The sequence below is a fragment of the Brevundimonas pishanensis genome, assembly GCF_022750635.1.
Classification (GTDB): Bacteria; Pseudomonadota; Alphaproteobacteria; order Caulobacterales; family Caulobacteraceae; genus Brevundimonas; species Brevundimonas pishanensis.
Map to the genome: position 1 here is coordinate 330287 of NZ_JAJKBG010000003.1, position 15001 is coordinate 345287.

General features: G+C 61.5%; 19 protein-coding genes. 8 read left to right on the top strand and 11 right to left on the bottom strand.

The features are described 5' to 3' along the window. The first annotated feature begins 173 nt into the window (after positions 1-173). Positions 174-875, top strand: a complete 702-nt coding sequence (locus LOX95_RS07940) for a COQ9 family protein (protein ID WP_242913934.1) — start codon at positions 174-176, stop codon at positions 873-875. Positions 876-909: 34 nt separating this feature from the next. On the opposite strand, the gene LOX95_RS07945 is transcribed toward LOX95_RS07940, so the two are convergent. Together LOX95_RS07945 and purE are read right to left on the bottom strand one after the other, a co-directional pair. Next, the gene (locus tag LOX95_RS07945; protein WP_242913935.1) at positions 910-1995 is read right to left on the bottom strand and encodes a 5-(carboxyamino)imidazole ribonucleotide synthase; all 1086 of its coding nucleotides are present in this window, start codon (positions 1993-1995) and stop codon (positions 910-912) included. A gap of 5 nt (positions 1996-2000) precedes the next feature. After that, positions 2001-2492 (bottom strand): 5-(carboxyamino)imidazole ribonucleotide mutase, encoded by a 492-nt coding sequence (gene purE, locus LOX95_RS07950; RefSeq protein WP_242913936.1) that lies wholly within the window; start codon positions 2490-2492, stop codon positions 2001-2003. Positions 2493-2619: 127 nt separating this feature from the next. On the opposite strand from purE, the gene LOX95_RS07955 reads away from it, so the two are divergent. Both LOX95_RS07955 and LOX95_RS07960 read left to right on the top strand, forming a co-directional pair. Beyond that, positions 2620-3204, top strand: coding sequence for a GGDEF domain-containing protein (locus LOX95_RS07955; RefSeq protein WP_242913937.1), 585 nt, complete (start codon positions 2620-2622; stop codon positions 3202-3204). A gap of 70 nt (positions 3205-3274) precedes the next feature. Then, positions 3275-3748 (top strand): Lrp/AsnC ligand binding domain-containing protein, encoded by a 474-nt coding sequence (locus LOX95_RS07960; RefSeq protein ID WP_242913938.1) that lies wholly within the window; start codon positions 3275-3277, stop codon positions 3746-3748. Positions 3749-3754: 6 nt separating this feature from the next. Here the strand turns inward: LOX95_RS07960 and LOX95_RS07965 are convergent, their stop codons facing one another. From LOX95_RS07965 to LOX95_RS07975, 3 genes are read right to left on the bottom strand one after another with little or no spacing between them, the layout of a single operon-like run. Further along, a complete protein-coding gene (locus tag LOX95_RS07965) occupies positions 3755-3979 on the bottom strand; it encodes a YdcH family protein (RefSeq protein ID WP_242913939.1) in 225 nt (74 codons plus the stop codon). Positions 3980-4018: 39 nt separating this feature from the next. Then, the gene (locus tag LOX95_RS07970) at positions 4019-4483 is read right to left on the bottom strand and encodes a TIGR02444 family protein (protein WP_242913940.1); all 465 of its coding nucleotides are present in this window, start codon (positions 4481-4483) and stop codon (positions 4019-4021) included. Next, positions 4480-5061, bottom strand: a complete 582-nt coding sequence (locus LOX95_RS07975) for a UbiX family flavin prenyltransferase (RefSeq protein WP_242914074.1) — start codon at positions 5059-5061, stop codon at positions 4480-4482. The genes LOX95_RS07970 and LOX95_RS07975 overlap by 4 nt, the downstream gene beginning before the upstream one ends. 172 nt (positions 5062-5233) lie before the next feature. Between LOX95_RS07975 and LOX95_RS07980 the strand changes: the two genes are divergently transcribed. Continuing rightward, positions 5234-5407, top strand: a complete 174-nt coding sequence (locus LOX95_RS07980) for a YdcH family protein (protein WP_242913941.1) — start codon at positions 5234-5236, stop codon at positions 5405-5407. Between the two features lie 70 nt (positions 5408-5477). Here LOX95_RS07980 and LOX95_RS07985 read toward each other — a convergent pair whose 3' ends face one another. Beyond that, complete coding sequence (locus LOX95_RS07985; RefSeq protein WP_242913942.1) at positions 5478-6146, bottom strand: DUF1013 domain-containing protein; 669 nt, start codon at positions 6144-6146, stop codon at positions 5478-5480. Between the two features lie 210 nt (positions 6147-6356). On the opposite strand from LOX95_RS07985, the gene LOX95_RS07990 reads away from it, so the two are divergent. Then, positions 6357-6986: a beta/gamma crystallin-related protein gene (locus LOX95_RS07990; protein ID WP_242913943.1), complete on the top strand. Its 630-nt coding sequence runs from the start codon at positions 6357-6359 to the stop codon at positions 6984-6986. Positions 6987-7066: 80 nt separating this feature from the next. On the opposite strand, the gene LOX95_RS07995 is transcribed toward LOX95_RS07990, so the two are convergent. Further along, complete coding sequence (locus LOX95_RS07995) at positions 7067-8038, bottom strand: NAD(P)H-quinone oxidoreductase (protein ID WP_242913944.1); 972 nt, start codon at positions 8036-8038, stop codon at positions 7067-7069. Positions 8039-8154: 116 nt separating this feature from the next. Between LOX95_RS07995 and LOX95_RS08000 the strand changes: the two genes are divergently transcribed. Next, complete coding sequence (locus LOX95_RS08000; protein ID WP_242913945.1) at positions 8155-8355, top strand: DUF1192 domain-containing protein; 201 nt, start codon at positions 8155-8157, stop codon at positions 8353-8355. A gap of 118 nt (positions 8356-8473) precedes the next feature. Then, positions 8474-8977, top strand: a complete 504-nt coding sequence (gene rcdA / locus LOX95_RS08005; RefSeq protein WP_248286936.1) for a protease adaptor protein RcdA — start codon at positions 8474-8476, stop codon at positions 8975-8977. 82 nt (positions 8978-9059) lie between these two features. On the opposite strand, the gene LOX95_RS08010 is transcribed toward rcdA, so the two are convergent. Both LOX95_RS08010 and rpmE read right to left on the bottom strand, forming a co-directional pair. Further along, positions 9060-10613 (bottom strand): L,D-transpeptidase family protein, encoded by a 1554-nt coding sequence (locus LOX95_RS08010; protein WP_242913946.1) that lies wholly within the window; start codon positions 10611-10613, stop codon positions 9060-9062. Between the two features lie 148 nt (positions 10614-10761). Then, on the bottom strand, positions 10762-10986 hold the full coding sequence (gene rpmE / locus LOX95_RS08015; protein ID WP_242913947.1) for a 50S ribosomal protein L31: 225 nt from the start codon (positions 10984-10986) through the stop codon (positions 10762-10764). A gap of 134 nt (positions 10987-11120) precedes the next feature. Here rpmE and LOX95_RS08020 point away from each other — a divergent pair, with 134 nt between their 5' ends. Next, positions 11121-12965, top strand: coding sequence for an ABC transporter transmembrane domain-containing protein (locus tag LOX95_RS08020; protein ID WP_242913948.1), 1845 nt, complete (start codon positions 11121-11123; stop codon positions 12963-12965). Here LOX95_RS08020 and LOX95_RS08025 read toward each other — a convergent pair. Both LOX95_RS08025 and LOX95_RS08030 read right to left on the bottom strand, forming a co-directional pair. Next, positions 12953-13942, bottom strand: coding sequence for a glycerophosphodiester phosphodiesterase family protein (locus tag LOX95_RS08025; RefSeq protein WP_242914076.1), 990 nt, complete (start codon positions 13940-13942; stop codon positions 12953-12955). The genes LOX95_RS08020 and LOX95_RS08025 overlap by 13 nt on opposite strands. Positions 13943-14129: 187 nt before the next feature. Further along, on the bottom strand, positions 14130-14936 hold the full coding sequence (locus LOX95_RS08030; RefSeq protein WP_242913949.1) for an inositol monophosphatase family protein: 807 nt from the start codon (positions 14934-14936) through the stop codon (positions 14130-14132). Positions 14937-15001 lie beyond the last annotated feature (65 nt).

Consider the following 15001-nt stretch of genomic DNA (forward strand, 5'->3'; position numbering starts at 1 on the left):
GCCCGCCGCGTCCTTTTGAAGGGAAGACGGGCAGACAAAACAAAATTCTGGTCCAAAGAGACGGGCCCCTTTGGATGAAGGCGGCGGAATACATGATCTTTGGGGGACTGTCCAGCCAACGCCGACAATCGTGATGGGTCGAAACCCAATCATTCTGCGGGTATTGTAGGTGAATGACCGATACTTCGCACACCACCGAGACATCGAACGGCCAAGAGCACGCAGCCAAGGGCCCTGCGGACTGGGCAATTCGGACCGAACAAGCGGTTCTGGACGCGGCAATTGCCCGCGCGGGGCGTCTGGGTTGGAACAGCCAGCTTGTACGCGCGGCATGCGAAGCCGAGGGACTTTCCCTTGGAGATCAAGAGCTTCTGATTCCCCACGGGGCACGCGATCTGGCCGCTTTGTTGTCCCGTCGCCACGATGAGGCAGCCCTGAAGGCACTGGAGGCGACGCCTGCGCACACTCTGAAGATTCGCGAACGAATCGCGGCGACGCTTTCGGCCCGTCTGGAGGCGGCGGCCAACGATGCCGAGGCGTCGAAAAAATGCGCCGGCTTCCTCGCGCTTCCATTTAACGCTGATCTTGGAATCAGCCTGACGTGGGAAACCGCCGACAAGCTGTGGCGCTGGGCGGGGGATACGGCCACTGACCAGAACCATTATTCCAAACGCACCATCCTGAGCGGCATTCTGGCTCCGGCCCTAACCATCCGCCTGTTCGAGGGCATGGAGGCCGCAGACAAGTTCTGCGCCCGTCGCATCGAGAATGTGATGCAGTTCGAAAAGTGGAAGGCGGGCAAGGACTTCGACGCGCCGATGCGCAAGATCACCGACTTCCTTGGTCGTATGCGATACGGTCCCAAGGCCGGATAAGAAAAAGGGCCGCTCAAATGAGCGGCCCTTTTGATTAGAGGCGTTCCAGCACCTTGTTGATGTGGGCCATCTTGCGACCCTCGCGGGCTTCGCGCTTGCCGTAGAAATGCAGGTGGGTGTCCGGATCGGACGCCATGGCGTGCCAGTCGTTGATTTCGTGGCCCAGCAGATTGGTCATCTCGATCTTGGCATGGGCTTTGGTCGACCCCAGCGGCCAGCCTGCGATGGCACGAATCTGTTGCTCGAACTGGTCACAGCCACAGCCGTCCTGCGTCCAGTGGCCGGTGTTGTGAACGCGCGGAGCAATCTCGTTGACCAGAAGCGTGCCGCCCAGATCGAACAGCTCGACTCCGATCACGCCCACATAGTCTAGACCGTTCAGAATGGAGGTGGCGATTTCGACGGCGCGGGCTTGTGTGGCGTCATCCACTTCGACCGGAGCGATGGTGGTGCGCAGGATACCGTTCTCGTGGATGTTCTGGCCCAGCGGATAGACGGAAACGCTGCCGTCCGTACCGCGTGCAGCAATCACCGACAGTTCGCGCACGAACGATGCGCGGACTTCAAGGATAGACGGCTTGTTACCGACTGCAGCCAGCGCGGCCTGGGCTTCGGCGGCGTCCTTGATCCACACCTGACCCTTACCGTCATAGCCTTCGCGGCGGGTTTTCAGCAGGGCAGGGAGGCCGAGCTTTTCGATGGCGACGGTCAGGTCGTTCAGGTCATCGACCTTGGCGAAACCGACCGTGGTCGCGCCGACGCTGTTGAGGAAGGTCTTTTCGGTGACGCGATCCTGAGCGGTGGCCAGCGCACGGCCGTTGGGAGCCACGCGCACGCCCTCGGCTTCCAGCACGGCGACGACGGAGGCGGGGACGTTCTCGAACTCGGTTGTCACCACGTCACTGAGGGCGGCCAGCTTTTTCAGGCCGTCCACGTCATCGTATGCGGCCTGAATATGGTGGGCGGCAACGCGGGACGCAGGGCAATCGGCCTGCGGCTCCAGAATCGCGACGTCGAAGCCCAGCGTCGATGCGGCCTCGGCCAGCATGCGCCCCAATTGGCCGCCGCCAAGGATACCAATGGTGGAACCGGGGGGCAGGACGGCAATCGGGGCAGTCATACGCTTTAGTCCTCGACGGTTTCGAGTACGGATTCGGTCTGGGCGGCGCGGAAGTCGCTGAGGCGCTGGGCAATGTCCTCGTCCGACAGGGCGAGGATTTGCGCGGCCAAAATACCGGCATTGGTGGCACCAGCCTCGCCGATGGCGAGGGTGGCAACCGGAACGCCGCCCGGCATCTGGACGATGGAAAGCAGGCTATCCATGCCCTTAAGAGCCTTGGACTGCACCGGAACGCCCAGCACCGGCAGATCGGTCATGGAGGCCGCCATACCGGGCAGGTGGGCCGCACCGCCGGCACCGGCGATGATGACCTTATAGCCGTTGGACTTGGCCGAGGTAGCGAAGTCGTACAGGCGATGGGGGGTGCGGTGGGCGCTGACGACCATAGCCTCCCACGCAACGCCGAGCTGATCGAGCTTGTCGGCGGCCAGCTTCATTGTCGGCCAGTCCGAACGGCTGCCCATGATGATGGCGACAGGCGGGGTGGAGGCGGTCATGCTGAATAGCTCCCCATGCAGAAAGTGGCCGCTTATAGCAGGCGCGTTGCGTCCGCAACCAAGACCGTTAATGTGATGGGTCTAAAACCCAACACTCTTGAATAGCTTTGTTAGGCCGGAGCCCGAATTGGTCGAACTGTTAGCCAGTGATCGTGCGAGCCTGATCGCGCAGATCGAGCAGTTGCGTAACGAGGTCAGCAACCTGCGGGCAAGAGCTGAACGCGCCGAAGCGCTGGCCGATCACGATGTGCTGACGCCGACCCTTAACCGCCGGGGTTTTCTGGATAATTTAACGCGCGTAATGGCCTATTGCCGCCGTCACAAGCTTGATGCGGCGCTGCTCTATCTGGATTTGGACGACTTTAAAAAGATCAACGACTGTCATGGCCATCCGGCCGGGGACGCCGCCCTCATCGCTGTGGCCAACCTGCTATTGGCGGGTGTGCGCGAATCGGATGCCGTGGGGCGCATGGGCGGGGATGAATTCTGCGTCCTTCTGATTGATGCCAATATGGAGGCTGCGCGTCACAAGGCTGATGAGTTAGCCAAGCGTCTGGACGAAGGGGGCTTTATCTGGGGCGATCGTCGTTACAGCCTGTCCGGCTCTATTGGCCTGAAGCCATTGTCCGATCAGCCCGATCCCGAGACCTGGGTGGCCGAGGCCGATGCCGCCATGTGGTTGCGCAAGGGGGCGGACCTTGCGGCCCGCTAACGGCTAAGTCGCAGTTGTCAGCCGCAAGCTGTCCCTCTAAGTCGTGGTGACGACGTACAGGGGACCGAGGATGAGCGCATCGGAATACAAGCTTGATGAAGCCGATCGCCGCATCCTGCGCGTGTTGCAGCAGGACGGCCGGATTACCAATCAGGACCTTGCTGCCGCCTGCAATATGTCGGCGTCGTCGTGCTTCGAGCGGGTGCGTCGACTGCGCGAGAAGGGTGTGATCCTTGGCTATACGGCCCTGATCGACCCGAAATACGCAGAGCGTGAACTGCTGATCTTTATCGAAGTGCTGCTGGACCGCACCACGTCGGACATTTTCGATCAGTTCGCAGCCCGTATCCGTCGCTCTCCCGAGGTGCTGGAGTGCCACATGGTGGCGGGCGGCTTCGACTATCTGGTCAAGGTGCGCATGAAGGATATGGCGGCATACCGCGCCTTCCTGGCCGACACCCTGGTGATCATGCCGGGCGTTCGCGAAACGCGTACTTATGCGGTGATGGAAGAGGTCAAGGACACCTCGGTCCTGCCGCTCTAGGCGTTATCAGGCGATAATGTCGGGCAGGATCTGGTCGCGGATTTTCACGATCTCTTCCTTGAGGACCAGCTTCTTGCGTTTTAGACGCGCGATCATCAGCTGATCGGGCGAAGGCATCTGGCCCAGTGCCTCGATGGATGCATCCAGATCGGCGTGCTCTTGCTGGAGCAGAGCCAGCTTTTTCAGCAGCTCTTTCTCTTGTTCGGTCTGGATCGGATCGTGGTCGTTCATGTCAGTCCCCGCGCGTGCAGGCTTATACCCGAGTGAGGGTCAGGCTGAAAGCCGATCCGCCAAAGTGGTCAGTGCAGGGCGGGGGACAGTTTTGTCCCACTGTTTGGCTACGCTAACCAATCCATCAATGATCGGGCGGGGGGCGGCTGTGACTGCGGGGGCTTCGCTCTCTAGCTGGGCCAGCAGGTGCCGCTCAGCGGCCAACTCGACTGCTTTGACCTGCTCGCGCACGGCTTCGCGGGCGGCGCTGTCCAGATCGGGCATCGGCTTTTTCAGCGTCCGACGTATGGCGCGAAGGGGCGCAATGGTCGTGTCCTGCCATGCGCGGGCAACATCGCAGGCGGCTTCGACTTGGTCATCGTCTGGACGGCGCCCCGTCTCGGCGCACCACGCCGCCCACAGCAGAAGACAGACGTTCTGGTCGAAATAGTCCTGAAGCTGCAAGCAGGCTTCGGAAACACCTTCGCGGCCATAGGCTTTGACCGCCCACTCCCACAGTGTCATCCGGCATCGCCCCGTTCGCCGGTTCCCTTCAGGCCTTCCCACCGGCGCACAGGCGACCAGTCCAGACCGAACAGGTCTAGTGCACGGCCGACAGACTGATCGACAATCTCTTCGACGGACTGCGGGCGGGTGTAGTGGGCAGGCAGGGGCGGCGTGATGATCGCGCCCATTTCGGTCAGGCTGGTCATGGTACGCAGGTGACCCAGATGCAGCGGCGTCTCGCGCACCAGGAGCGCCAGCGTCCGGCGCTCTTTCAGTACGACATCTGCGGCGCGGGTCAGCAGGGTCGAGGTTACGCCGGTGGCGATCTCGCTCATGGTCCTTACCGAGCAGGGCGCGATCAACATGCCCAGAGTGCGGAACGAGCCCGAGGCGATCGTCGCCCCGACGTCGGCAATGCGGTGAACCACGCTGGCCTTGGAGGTGACGTCGTCCAGCGTCAGATCAGTTTCTTGTGAAAGGGTCAGGACCGCTGCGCGCGACATTACCAGATGGCTCTCGATGCCCAATTCCTTGAGCGCATCGAGCGCGCGCACGCCGTAAATCACGCCAGATGCACCGGAAATCCCGACGATCATCCTGCGCGGCGTCGACTGAACAACGGTAGAGTTCACAACATTGACCCTTTCGGTTCCTACGGTTCACGCCGTGGGGCAGAGATGAAGCGAAGCCGTTTCACTGGAATGTGATTCCCACTTCGCGAAATCCCTGCGCTCACTGTGTGGTCCCTTAGCTATGGAGGCGCAAGCCATGACCATTGAGGCGCGTATTCGCGAGTTGGGTAACCGGCACCGGAACCTGGACGACGCAATCCAGCAGGAGGTTCGACGGCCCGCCGCAGATGCCACCCGATTGCGAGAACTCAAACAGCAGAAGCTGAGGCTTAAGGAAGAGATCAGTTCCCTCGAAAGTCGACCGCACTGATCCGAAACTGAATATGAGAAAGGCCCCGAAGCCGAGACTTCGGGGCCTTTTTTCATGCACGCGAGCGCGATTAGTCGCGCGAGCCGAACACCGATTCAGCGGTCGGTTCACCGGCACCAAAGCGGTTCGGTTCGTCTTCTTCGAAGATGACGACCGGCTCTTCGGTTTCGGTGACAACCGGTTGGAGGATGCCGTTCTTGGCGTCTTCTTTGGCCTTCTTGTCAGCAGCCTTGCGGACGACTTCGTCCAGTTGCAGCTGGCCGACGAGGCCGAGGGTCACCGGATCGACCGGCTTGATGTTGGCCGAGTTCCAGTGGGTGCGGTTACGCACCGACTCGATGGTGGCCTTGGTGGTGCCCAGCAGCTTGCCGATTTGGGCGTCCGGCACTTCCGGGTGGTTGCGAACGAACCACATGATGGCGTCCGGACGGTCCTGACGGCGCGACACAGGTGTGTATTTCGGCGGAGCCTTGGCAGGCTTCAGCAGTTCGGCGTGGCGGCTGACCACAGCCTTCATGCGGTAAGCCGTGTCGTTCTGGGCTTTTTCCAGTTCTTCACGGGTGAGCTGGCCGTTGACGATCGGGTCAGCGCCGCGAATGTCGCGAGCCACGTCGCCATCGGCGATGCCACGAACTTCCAGCGGGTGCAGGCCGCAGAAGTCGGCAATCTGCTCGAACGTCAGCGAGGTGTTTTCCACCAGCCAGACCGCAGTGGCCTTGGGCATCAGGATCTCGGTCATGGGCTTATATCCCGGTGGTTCAGGCCCGTTTCCGGGCGTTGGATACGACGGCGCCCGACCTTTTCGGCCGGGCGCGATGAACTGACTATAGGCTTATTTCGTTCAAAAGAAAACGTAGTCTGCCTGTTGCGTACAGCGTCTGTTCACAAAGAACGGTGCAATACGGCATCGAGAGCGCAACTTTGCGCACAAGAACGAGAAGGAAACGTCATGAAAGCCATGCTGAGTGCCATTTCGGGTTTGGCCGTCCTGGTGGGCGGTCTGGCTCTGGCTCCGTCCACCGCTGATGCCCAAAGCCGCGGCTACCAGGGTCAACCGCGCGGTAGCTACACCCAGTCGTGCCAAAGCGCGCGCGTGTCGCAAAACGTTCTGACGGCGCAATGCCGTGACGAGCGCGGCCAACTGCGTAGCACCACGCTGAATATCTCGCGTTGCGGCAACTTCGACATCTCCAACTCGAACGGCATGCTGGTTTGCGGCAATACCCGCGGCACCATCGACCGTCGTGACGACCGCTATGATCGCGACGACCGCTATGGCCGTGATGACCGCCGCGACGACCGCTATAACAACGGTCGCGGTGGTATCACCGTCTATCGCGACGCCGACTATCGCGGTCAGTCACAGTCGTTCAACGGCGCGGTAAGCAACCTGCGCAGTGCGGGCATGAACGACGCCATCAGCTCCATCCGCCTCCCGCGCGGTAGCGGCTCTTGGGTTGTTTGTTCGGATGCCGACTTCCGCGGTCGTTGCGAAACGATCTCCTCGGATGTCTCGGACCTGAACCGTCTGCGTATGAACGACTCGATCTCGTCGATCCGTCCGGCCGGTCGCCGCTAAAAATCGGCCGCCCGTTAAAAGGAAGGGGGATAGGCTCACGCCTGTCCCCTTTTCTTGTTCAGGGCTGACGCCTGTTGTGGTCAGGGAATGAGCACGACCTTGCCGACGTGGTCACCCGTTTCCAGTTCAGCATGGGCTTGTGCAGCCTGAGCCAGTCCAAAGCGTAAGTGGATGCGCGGTACGATCTGGCCGCTCTCGACCCATGGCCAGACGGTTTGTTCAACCGCTTTCGCCAGACGGGCCTTCTCGGCGGCTGGACGGCTGCGCAGCGTGGAACCGGTGATGACAAGGCGCTTCATCATCACACGTTGCAGGTCGATCTGGGCCTTTGTGCCTGTCAGGCTGGCGATGATGACCCAGCGGCCGAAGGTGTTCAGCGACTTCAGGTTCAGTTCGGCATAGTCCGCACCCACCATATCGAGCACTACATCGGCACCGCCCGCAGCCTTGATCTCTTCGGCCAGATCCTGGCTCGAGGCGTCCAGACTGATATCGGCCCCCAGAGCCTTGGCGGCGTCGGCCTTGGCCTTGGTGCGGCTTGTCGCGATGACGCGGGCACCCGCAGCCTTGGCCATCTGGATCGCCATGACCCCGATGCCGCTGGTGGCACCATGGATCAGAAGGGTCTCGCCCGCCTTGAGAGCACCATCCTCGAATACATTGGTGAAGACGGTAAAGGCAGTCTCCGGCAGGACCGCAGCCTGTTCAAAATCAAGGCCTGCAGGGATGGGGAGGACGCTGCCCTGATCCACCACCGAGTATTCCGCATAGCCGCCGCCGCCGAGCAGGGCGCAGACCCTGTCGCCCACAGTCCATCGGCTGACGCCTTCGCCGACAGCAACCACTTCGCCGGCGACCTCCAGGCCCAGCACGTCCGAGGCTCCCGGCGGGGCCGGATAGCGCCCCTCACGCTGCACGATGTCGGGGCGGTTTACGCCTGCGGCTTTTACGCGGATCAGAATTTCGCCTGCGGCCGCATGCGGCTGCGCGCGCTCCGCGAGGGTCAGGGCTGAAGCTGGACCCTTGCCCCCTGCAATTTCGATGACCCGCATGGCGGCCTCCTTGGCTTGCAAAATAGTACGTTCAGGGGTCTTGTACGCAGTCAGGTGAATATCGACCAGCCGATGGCCGACATTCCATCGTTCTATTCCGGTCGTTGGAGGCGCGTATGTCCTTTGAAGATCTTGAGCCTCGTCAATCCATTGGCGACAGTCTGCATGCCCTGATCCGTGAGGATCTGGATGGATTTTCGGTCGCGGATTTGCAGACACGGATCGAAGCTCTGGAAGGCGAAATCGCGCGCGTTAAAGCGGCCATCGAGGCCAAATCTTCCCAGCGTAATGCCGCTGATGCCCTGTTCAAATTCTGACGAGTGATCGCAGCGGCATTGGTGCCGTCAACGATTTGGAATAACAGTGCTGTTACCAAGCGTTGCAGTAGGCTAAAGACCTTGTCCGGTTTCGCCATAGGGGTGGGCAAACGTGAACCTGATCAATGATCAGCATATACAAACGGTTGACCGTTCGGCCGAGGCTCTGAAGTTCACAGGCTCGGAGCTTTTCCAGCGCCTGTTCCGCGAGGGGATCGAGCTGGTCGAGGAGACGGCGGCCTATCTGGACGGCGATGGCCGGATTGAATCGCGCCTGCTGACCCGCTCTGCCAGCCTCGTCTACGCCAGCGAGAGCATGAAGCTGACCACGCGCCTGATGCAGATCGCTTCTTGGCTGCTGGTCCAACGGGCGATCAATGAGGGCAATCTGGACGCCGATGTCGCGTTCCAGCCTCGCTATCGCTTGGCAGAGCGTTCGCAGAACTCCGAGCCGCTGCCGGCGGACCTGCCGATTGCGCTGGTTGAAGCCATCCTGAAGGCTGAGCGCCTGCATGACCGCGTCTATTATCTGGACCAGAAGATGTATGTGAACGTCGAGGAGGAGGCTCCGGTGAACGGGGTGCTCAGCCAGTTCGAAATGCTGAAGGCGGCCTTCGCCTGATCTGAGAACTCTAAGACATAGAGGCTTGAAAAAGGGCGACGGAATGATCCGCCGCCCTTTTCCCGGTTTGAACGCGGGGCGATTAAACCCAGTCGTCGTCCTTGTCCTTGGGCGCTTCGGACACGACCGACGGAAGGTTCACGTCGATGCCCATGGCCTGAGCCAGCTTGGTGTCGCGACGATAGGAGTCTTCGCGGAAGGCTACGCGGCCCTGACCGTCAACGAAGGCGGTCCAATAGAGCAGGCGCACACCGATGGGGCGGCCCGTCTGCACGCGGGTGGTGGAACGGTCAGCCTGTGCTGCGTCGAAGGACGCCAGCTTGGTCGGATCTGGCGACAACAGCAGGCGGGCGAACTCGACAGCATTGTGGACGCGGACGCAGCCGTGGCTGCGCTGGCGCATCGACAGGTTGAATGCGCCCTTGTTCGGCGTGTCGTGCAGGAAGATGGCGTAGGAATCGCGCAGTTCGAACTTCACATACCCCAGCGACGAACGCGGGCCTGCGCGCTGCACGACCCACCCCTGATCGTTCACATACATGTCGTTGGCGGCCAGATATCCCGGCCCCTTGGGCAGGATTTCGCGGCGGGCGATGCCCATGGGTACCGTCCACGGCGGGTTGGCCACGACCGAAGCGAACGGGCGCTCCAGACTGGGCGTCTGGTTCTCCACCGAGCCGACAACCACGCGGTTCGAGTGCACCGGCTGGTTGTCTTTCCAGTAAACCATGATGGCCGCTGCGGTGTTCACTTCGATCCGCTCGGACTGAAGTTCGCGCTTGAGCCAGCGACGGCGCTCTAGGTTCAGGGCGATCTGGCGGGCGCGGTCCTCGGCGGAAGCCGACAAGGAGCGTTGGGTCGCGGGACCCACACGGCCATCCACACCCAGACCATGACGGGCCTGGAAGCTGCGCATCGCCTGCTGGACGGCGCTGGTGTAAACGGCCGAGGACCCGTGAGAAGCAGCGGTTGCCGCACTCATATCGCCTTCGGCAGCCAGACGTTTGACCAACCCCGGTACGCGCGGATCGCTGGCACCCGGCTCGATCTGGGCACCCACGCGGAACGCCGGCCATCCGCCATCGCGGGCAATACGGCGATAGCGGATATAGCCAGCGGCGAGGTTGGTGTAACCGATGTCCTGCGGGGGCAGGCCGTCGAACCACTCCGACAGCTTGTTGTTATTGAGCGCCTGAGTGAAACCGGCCGGAATATCGACCGAGTTCTTTTCCATCTCCCACAGTTCCTCGACCGACTCTGGCCGCACGCGACCATGAGCCAGAACCTTGGCGTAGGAGAGGGCACCAGCCGTCGCCTTCACGTCGGCGGACTGACGGTCGGCGGCATAGGCCACGAAATCGAAATAGTCGCTGGCCGGAATAGCATGGCGCTCTGCACGACCTGCGATTTCCTGCAGGGCGCGCATACGCTGCTCGTTCCAGATGGGACGACCGCCGTTTTGTTCGTACACGGCACGGACATCGGCTTGGATATTTTGAGGCAGGCGGGCGATTTGCGCCTGTATGGCTTCTGGCAGCGCTGCCGCTGTCGGCGCGCTTTGTGCGAAAGCTTGACTACCCGCACCCAAGGCCAAGGATGCCGAAGCAACACCAAAGCCCAGTTCCCGACGATTCATATCCGTTCCGTTTCAGACGACTCAACTGCCCCGTAGCCCAATACTAGGGTCAGAAAATGAACGCCCGGTGTTTAGTGATGTTCCCGCCAAACAAAAAGGGCGCCGTTCGATAAGAACGACGCCCGATTTTGTCCGACGGAAGGACAGCTTACTTCTTGAGGAAGCCGCCGAACTTGCCGTTGAAGCGCGAAACGCGGCCGCCGCGGTCCAGCATCTGGCCGTTGCCGCCGGTCCATGCCGGGTGCGACGTCGGGTCGATGTCGAGGTTCAGGGTTTCACCTTCTTTGCCGTAGGTCGAACGGGTCTGATAGGTGGTACCATCGGTCATCACGACTTTGATGAAGTGGTAGTCCGGGTGCGTGTCGGCTTTCATCGTGTTTAATCCGTCTCTGCGCGACGACGATTCCGACCGTCACTGCGCTTAAAATTGAGAATCCCACCGCGCAAGCGGGTGAGAGCGAGGTCGGGCGTTTACACCGAGGGGCGTTACGGGGCAAGAGCAAGCTCATGACTCATACTGACGCGCGCCAAGATCATCAGGCCCATGGCCGCCCCGGCGTCGGGGCGCAACTGGTCGAACAGATGTCCGAAGCTTCCGGAAAGCGGGACCGTAGCAAGAATGTACGCTCGCTGGGGCGTTTGCTGCCTTATCTGGCGCGTCACAAGGGACATGCGGCCCTGTCGGCGGTCTTCTTGGTGTTCTCCACCGTGGCGTCATTGGCGCTGACGGCTACGGCACGCGGAGCGATTGACCGCGGCTTCGACAATGGTGGTAGCCAGTTGGATTACTGGTTCAGCCTGCTGGCCGTAAACGCAGTGGTGCTGGGTCTGATGACGGCGCTGCGCTATTACTTCGTCACCAAGACCGGCGAGCGTGTGATCGCCGATCTGCGTCAAGGACTGTTCGGGCGTATCCTGACGCTGGATCCTGTCTTCTTCGCCCACATCCGTACCGGCGAGGTGCTTTCGCGACTGACGACCGACATCCAGTTGGTCGACACCCTGCTGACCACCTCGGTCAGCTACGCGCTGCGCAACTTCCTGACGATGATAGGCGCGACGATCCTGCTGTTCTTCGTCAGCCCCAAGCTGACCGGTCTGGTCTTGCTGATCGTGCCCATCCTGATTGTGCCGCTGTTCATCTTCGGCCGTCAGGTGCGCAAGCTGACCGTCAAGTCGCAAGATACGTTCGCCGGTGCCGTCGGCTTTGCAGGCGAAAGCGTCGACGCCATTGAAACGGTGCAGGCCTTCGGTCGCGAGCAGAATGCGACCAGTCGTTTTGCCCATGCAGTCGAAGATGCCTTTGCGGCCTCCCTGCTGCGTATGAGGGCCCGCGCGGTCATGACGGCCATGATCATCACCGTCATGTTCGGCGGTGTGTCGCTGGTGCTGTGGCTGGGTGCGCAGGACGTGGTCGGGGGGAATATGACGCCGGGCTCGCTGTTGCAGTTCGTGCTTTTGTCGGTGTTCGCGGCGGGTGCTGTCGGCGCTCTGGGCGAAAGCTGGGGCGACGTACAAAAGGCGGCGGGTGCCATGGAGCGCATCGATGAGCTGATGCGTGCAGAGCCGTCAATTGCGGCTCCGGCCCAGCCCGCGCTTCTGCCATCGCCGCCGCGTGGCGAGATTTCGATGTCCGGCATCGACTTTGCCTATCCGGGCCGCCCCGACCTTCCGGCTCTGAAGGGCTTTAGCCTGACGGTTCGTCCGGGCGAGACGGTGGCCCTTGTCGGCCCTTCGGGCGCGGGCAAGTCGACGGTCTTCCGTCTGCTGCTGCGCTTCTATGATCCGCAGTCGGGCGTGGTCACCGTGGACGGTGTCGATGTCCGCAAGGCCGATCCGGTCGAAGTACGCAGCCGCTATGCATGGGTGTCGCAGGAAGCGCCGCTGTTCTCGGGCTCACCGCTGGAGAACATCCGCTTTGGCCGCGAAGATGCGACCTTGGAAGAAGCTCGTGCTGCCGCCCGCGAGGCGCAGGCGTTGAACTTCATCGAAGCCTTGCCACAGGGCTTTGAAACTCCGCTGGGCGAGCGTGCCAAGAGCCTTTCTGGTGGTCAGCGTCAGCGTCTGGCGATCTCGCGCGCTCTCGTGCGAGATGCACCGATCCTGTTGCTCGACGAAGCGACCAGTGCACTTGATGCCGAGAACGAACGTCTGGTTCAGGCGGCTCTGGATCAGGCCATGGAAACCCGCACCACTCTGGTCATCGCACACCGTCTGGCCACGGTGCTTCGGGCCGACCGCATTGTGGTGATCGACGAGGGCCATGTCGTCGAGGAGGGAACCCACGCCCAACTGATGGCCAAGGACGGCCTATATGCCCGTCTGGCCCGCCTTCAGTTTCAAGCCGACTGACTGCTCCGCGCCGCTACGGCGGCTGCCGGATAATCACTGAACACCGCATCGACGCCGAGGCTGTATATCTGGCGGAGATAGCTATCCAGATCGCCGTGGGTGCCCTCAGAGGCTCCACGGCGATACTGTCTGGGCAGGAACAGATTTTCCGCCCGCATCGTCCAGACTACAACTTCCAGCCCTGCCGCGTGTGCATCGGGGATCAGGCGGGTAGGGGAAATGGCATTGTCGGCATTGTCCCACGGGACAACCATCTTGCTGTTCACGCCGATCATGGTGGCATAGCGGGCGATGTCGGCCAGCCCCTCTGGCGTCGCCATATCCTTATAGGTCAGGTCGGACCGGTCCTCGGGGCCACCGCTGACATCCATCAGTTGCAGTAACGATGCGGGGATCAGGCGCGAAAGCCGCTCCAGAGGCCCGATCTCGAAACACTGAACGATAAGCGAGCGGGTCGCGTCCTGCAGATCGAGGCGGTGTACGGCCTCGATAAAGGCACCCTCCATATCCAATGACAGTGCCGCAAAGTGCGAGGGGTGTTTGAGTTCGGGCGCAACGCCGATGATGCGGCCCGTGCGGGCACTGGCAGCCTTGGCGATGGCGACAACCTCGTCGAACGTCAGAATGGCCTCCTGATCGTCGAAGGCAGACGATTGCGGGCGAAGTTCGGTCAGACGTTCCCGGGCCCGCAGGGTCTTCAACTCGGCGAGCGTAAAGTCCTCGGTGAACCAGCCTTCGACCATCTGGCCGTCGATCTGGCGACGTGTCCGGCGGTGTGCAAAGCGGGAATGGTCGGCCACGTCCGTAGTGCCGCCGATCTCGTTTTCGTGGCGAACGATAAGATACCCGTCGCGGCTCATGACGAGATCAGGTTCGATATAATCGGCACCCTGTTCGATAGCGCGTTCGTAAGCCGCACGGGTGTGCTCGGGGCGCTCTCCGCTGCAACCGCGGTGGGCAATAACGACGGGTGGCACCTTGGACAAATCGTGGCTCCAATCGAACAAGGCCAAAAAAGCATCGTGGCAAAGCTGTGCTTATCCAACCTGACCGTCCGCCCATGCCCATGAGCGGCTATGAAACTTCATTACGCGGTAAAGCGCCAGAAAAAGGGGCGCTTCCCAATAAAGGAAGCGCCCCTGATTTTTGCTTAGTGTGCGAACCTTAGGCGGCTTGCAGAACCTTGCGCAGCTTGGCGTGGATGTCGGGGTTGCCCGCGACAATCGTCTTGCCGTTCTTCGGATCGCCATCCTGTTCGATGGAGGTCACCAGACCACCGGCTTCGGTCACCAGCAGGATACCTGCGGCGACGTCCCACGGTTTGAGGTTACGCTCGAAGAAGGCGTCGTAACGGCCGGCAGCGACCCATGCGAAGTCCAGCGAGGCAGCGCCCAGACGGCGGATGCCGGCAACGCGCTGGCCCACGGCGTGGATATCCTTGATGGCTTGGGCGTGACCCGTCTTGCCGATGAAAGGCAGGCCGGTCGAAACCAACGAGTCAGCCAGTTCCTTGCGGCCAGCCAGACGAATGCGGCTGTCGTTCAGGTAGCAGCCCTTGCCCTTTTCGGCCCAGAACATCTCGTTCATGACCGGATTATAGGTCACAGCCGCAACGATTTCTGCGGTGCCATCGGGGTGGGTGCGTTGCAGGCCGACCGTGATCGCAAAGTGCGGCATGGCGTGCATGAAGTTGGTGGTGCCGTCGATAGGGTCGACAATCCACATGTGGGTCTTGTCGGTGCCTTCAACGAGGCCGCGCTCTTCGCCGAGGAAGCTGTAACCCGGACGGGCCTTCATCAGCAGTTCGAAGAGGGTGTCTTCTGCCTTGACGTCGGCAGCAGTGACGAAATCGCCGGGGCCCTTGCGCGATACTTGGAGGTGGGCGACTTCACCGAAGTCGCGAAGCATCGGGCGAGCGGTCTTGCGGACGGCGTCCATCATGACCTGAAGTAGTGCGGAAGCTAGAGCCATTGGTCGATCTCCTGGTCCGTGCATCCTGTACGTAAGGGCAATGCCCCCGGATGGACGGAGAAGTC

Coding starts and splice junctions, on each gene's coding strand:
- LOX95_RS07940 (WP_242913934.1), top strand. CDS start 174: ATGACCGATACTTCGCACACCACCGAGACATCGAACGGCCAAGAGCAC.
- LOX95_RS07945 (WP_242913935.1), bottom strand. CDS start 1,995: ATGACTGCCCCGATTGCCGTCCTGCCCCCCGGTTCCACCATTGGTATC.
- purE (WP_242913936.1), bottom strand. CDS start 2,492: ATGACCGCCTCCACCCCGCCTGTCGCCATCATCATGGGCAGCCGTTCG.
- LOX95_RS07960 (WP_242913938.1), top strand. CDS start 3,275: ATGAGCGCATCGGAATACAAGCTTGATGAAGCCGATCGCCGCATCCTG.
- LOX95_RS07965 (WP_242913939.1), bottom strand. CDS start 3,979: ATGAACGACCACGATCCGATCCAGACCGAACAAGAGAAAGAGCTGCTG.
- LOX95_RS07970 (WP_242913940.1), bottom strand. CDS start 4,483: ATGACACTGTGGGAGTGGGCGGTCAAAGCCTATGGCCGCGAAGGTGTT.
- LOX95_RS07975 (WP_242914074.1), bottom strand. CDS start 5,061: ATGATCGTCGGGATTTCCGGTGCATCTGGCGTGATTTACGGCGTGCGC.
- LOX95_RS07980 (WP_242913941.1), top strand. CDS start 5,234: ATGACCATTGAGGCGCGTATTCGCGAGTTGGGTAACCGGCACCGGAAC.
- LOX95_RS07985 (WP_242913942.1), bottom strand. CDS start 6,146: ATGACCGAGATCCTGATGCCCAAGGCCACTGCGGTCTGGCTGGTGGAA.
- LOX95_RS07990 (WP_242913943.1), top strand. CDS start 6,357: ATGAAAGCCATGCTGAGTGCCATTTCGGGTTTGGCCGTCCTGGTGGGC.
- LOX95_RS07995 (WP_242913944.1), bottom strand. CDS start 8,038: ATGCGGGTCATCGAAATTGCAGGGGGCAAGGGTCCAGCTTCAGCCCTG.
- LOX95_RS08000 (WP_242913945.1), top strand. CDS start 8,155: ATGTCCTTTGAAGATCTTGAGCCTCGTCAATCCATTGGCGACAGTCTG.
- LOX95_RS08010 (WP_242913946.1), bottom strand. CDS start 10,613: ATGAATCGTCGGGAACTGGGCTTTGGTGTTGCTTCGGCATCCTTGGCC.
- rpmE (WP_242913947.1), bottom strand. CDS start 10,986: ATGAAAGCCGACACGCACCCGGACTACCACTTCATCAAAGTCGTGATG.
- LOX95_RS08020 (WP_242913948.1), top strand. CDS start 11,121: ATGACTCATACTGACGCGCGCCAAGATCATCAGGCCCATGGCCGCCCC.
- LOX95_RS08030 (WP_242913949.1), bottom strand. CDS start 14,936: ATGGCTCTAGCTTCCGCACTACTTCAGGTCATGATGGACGCCGTCCGC.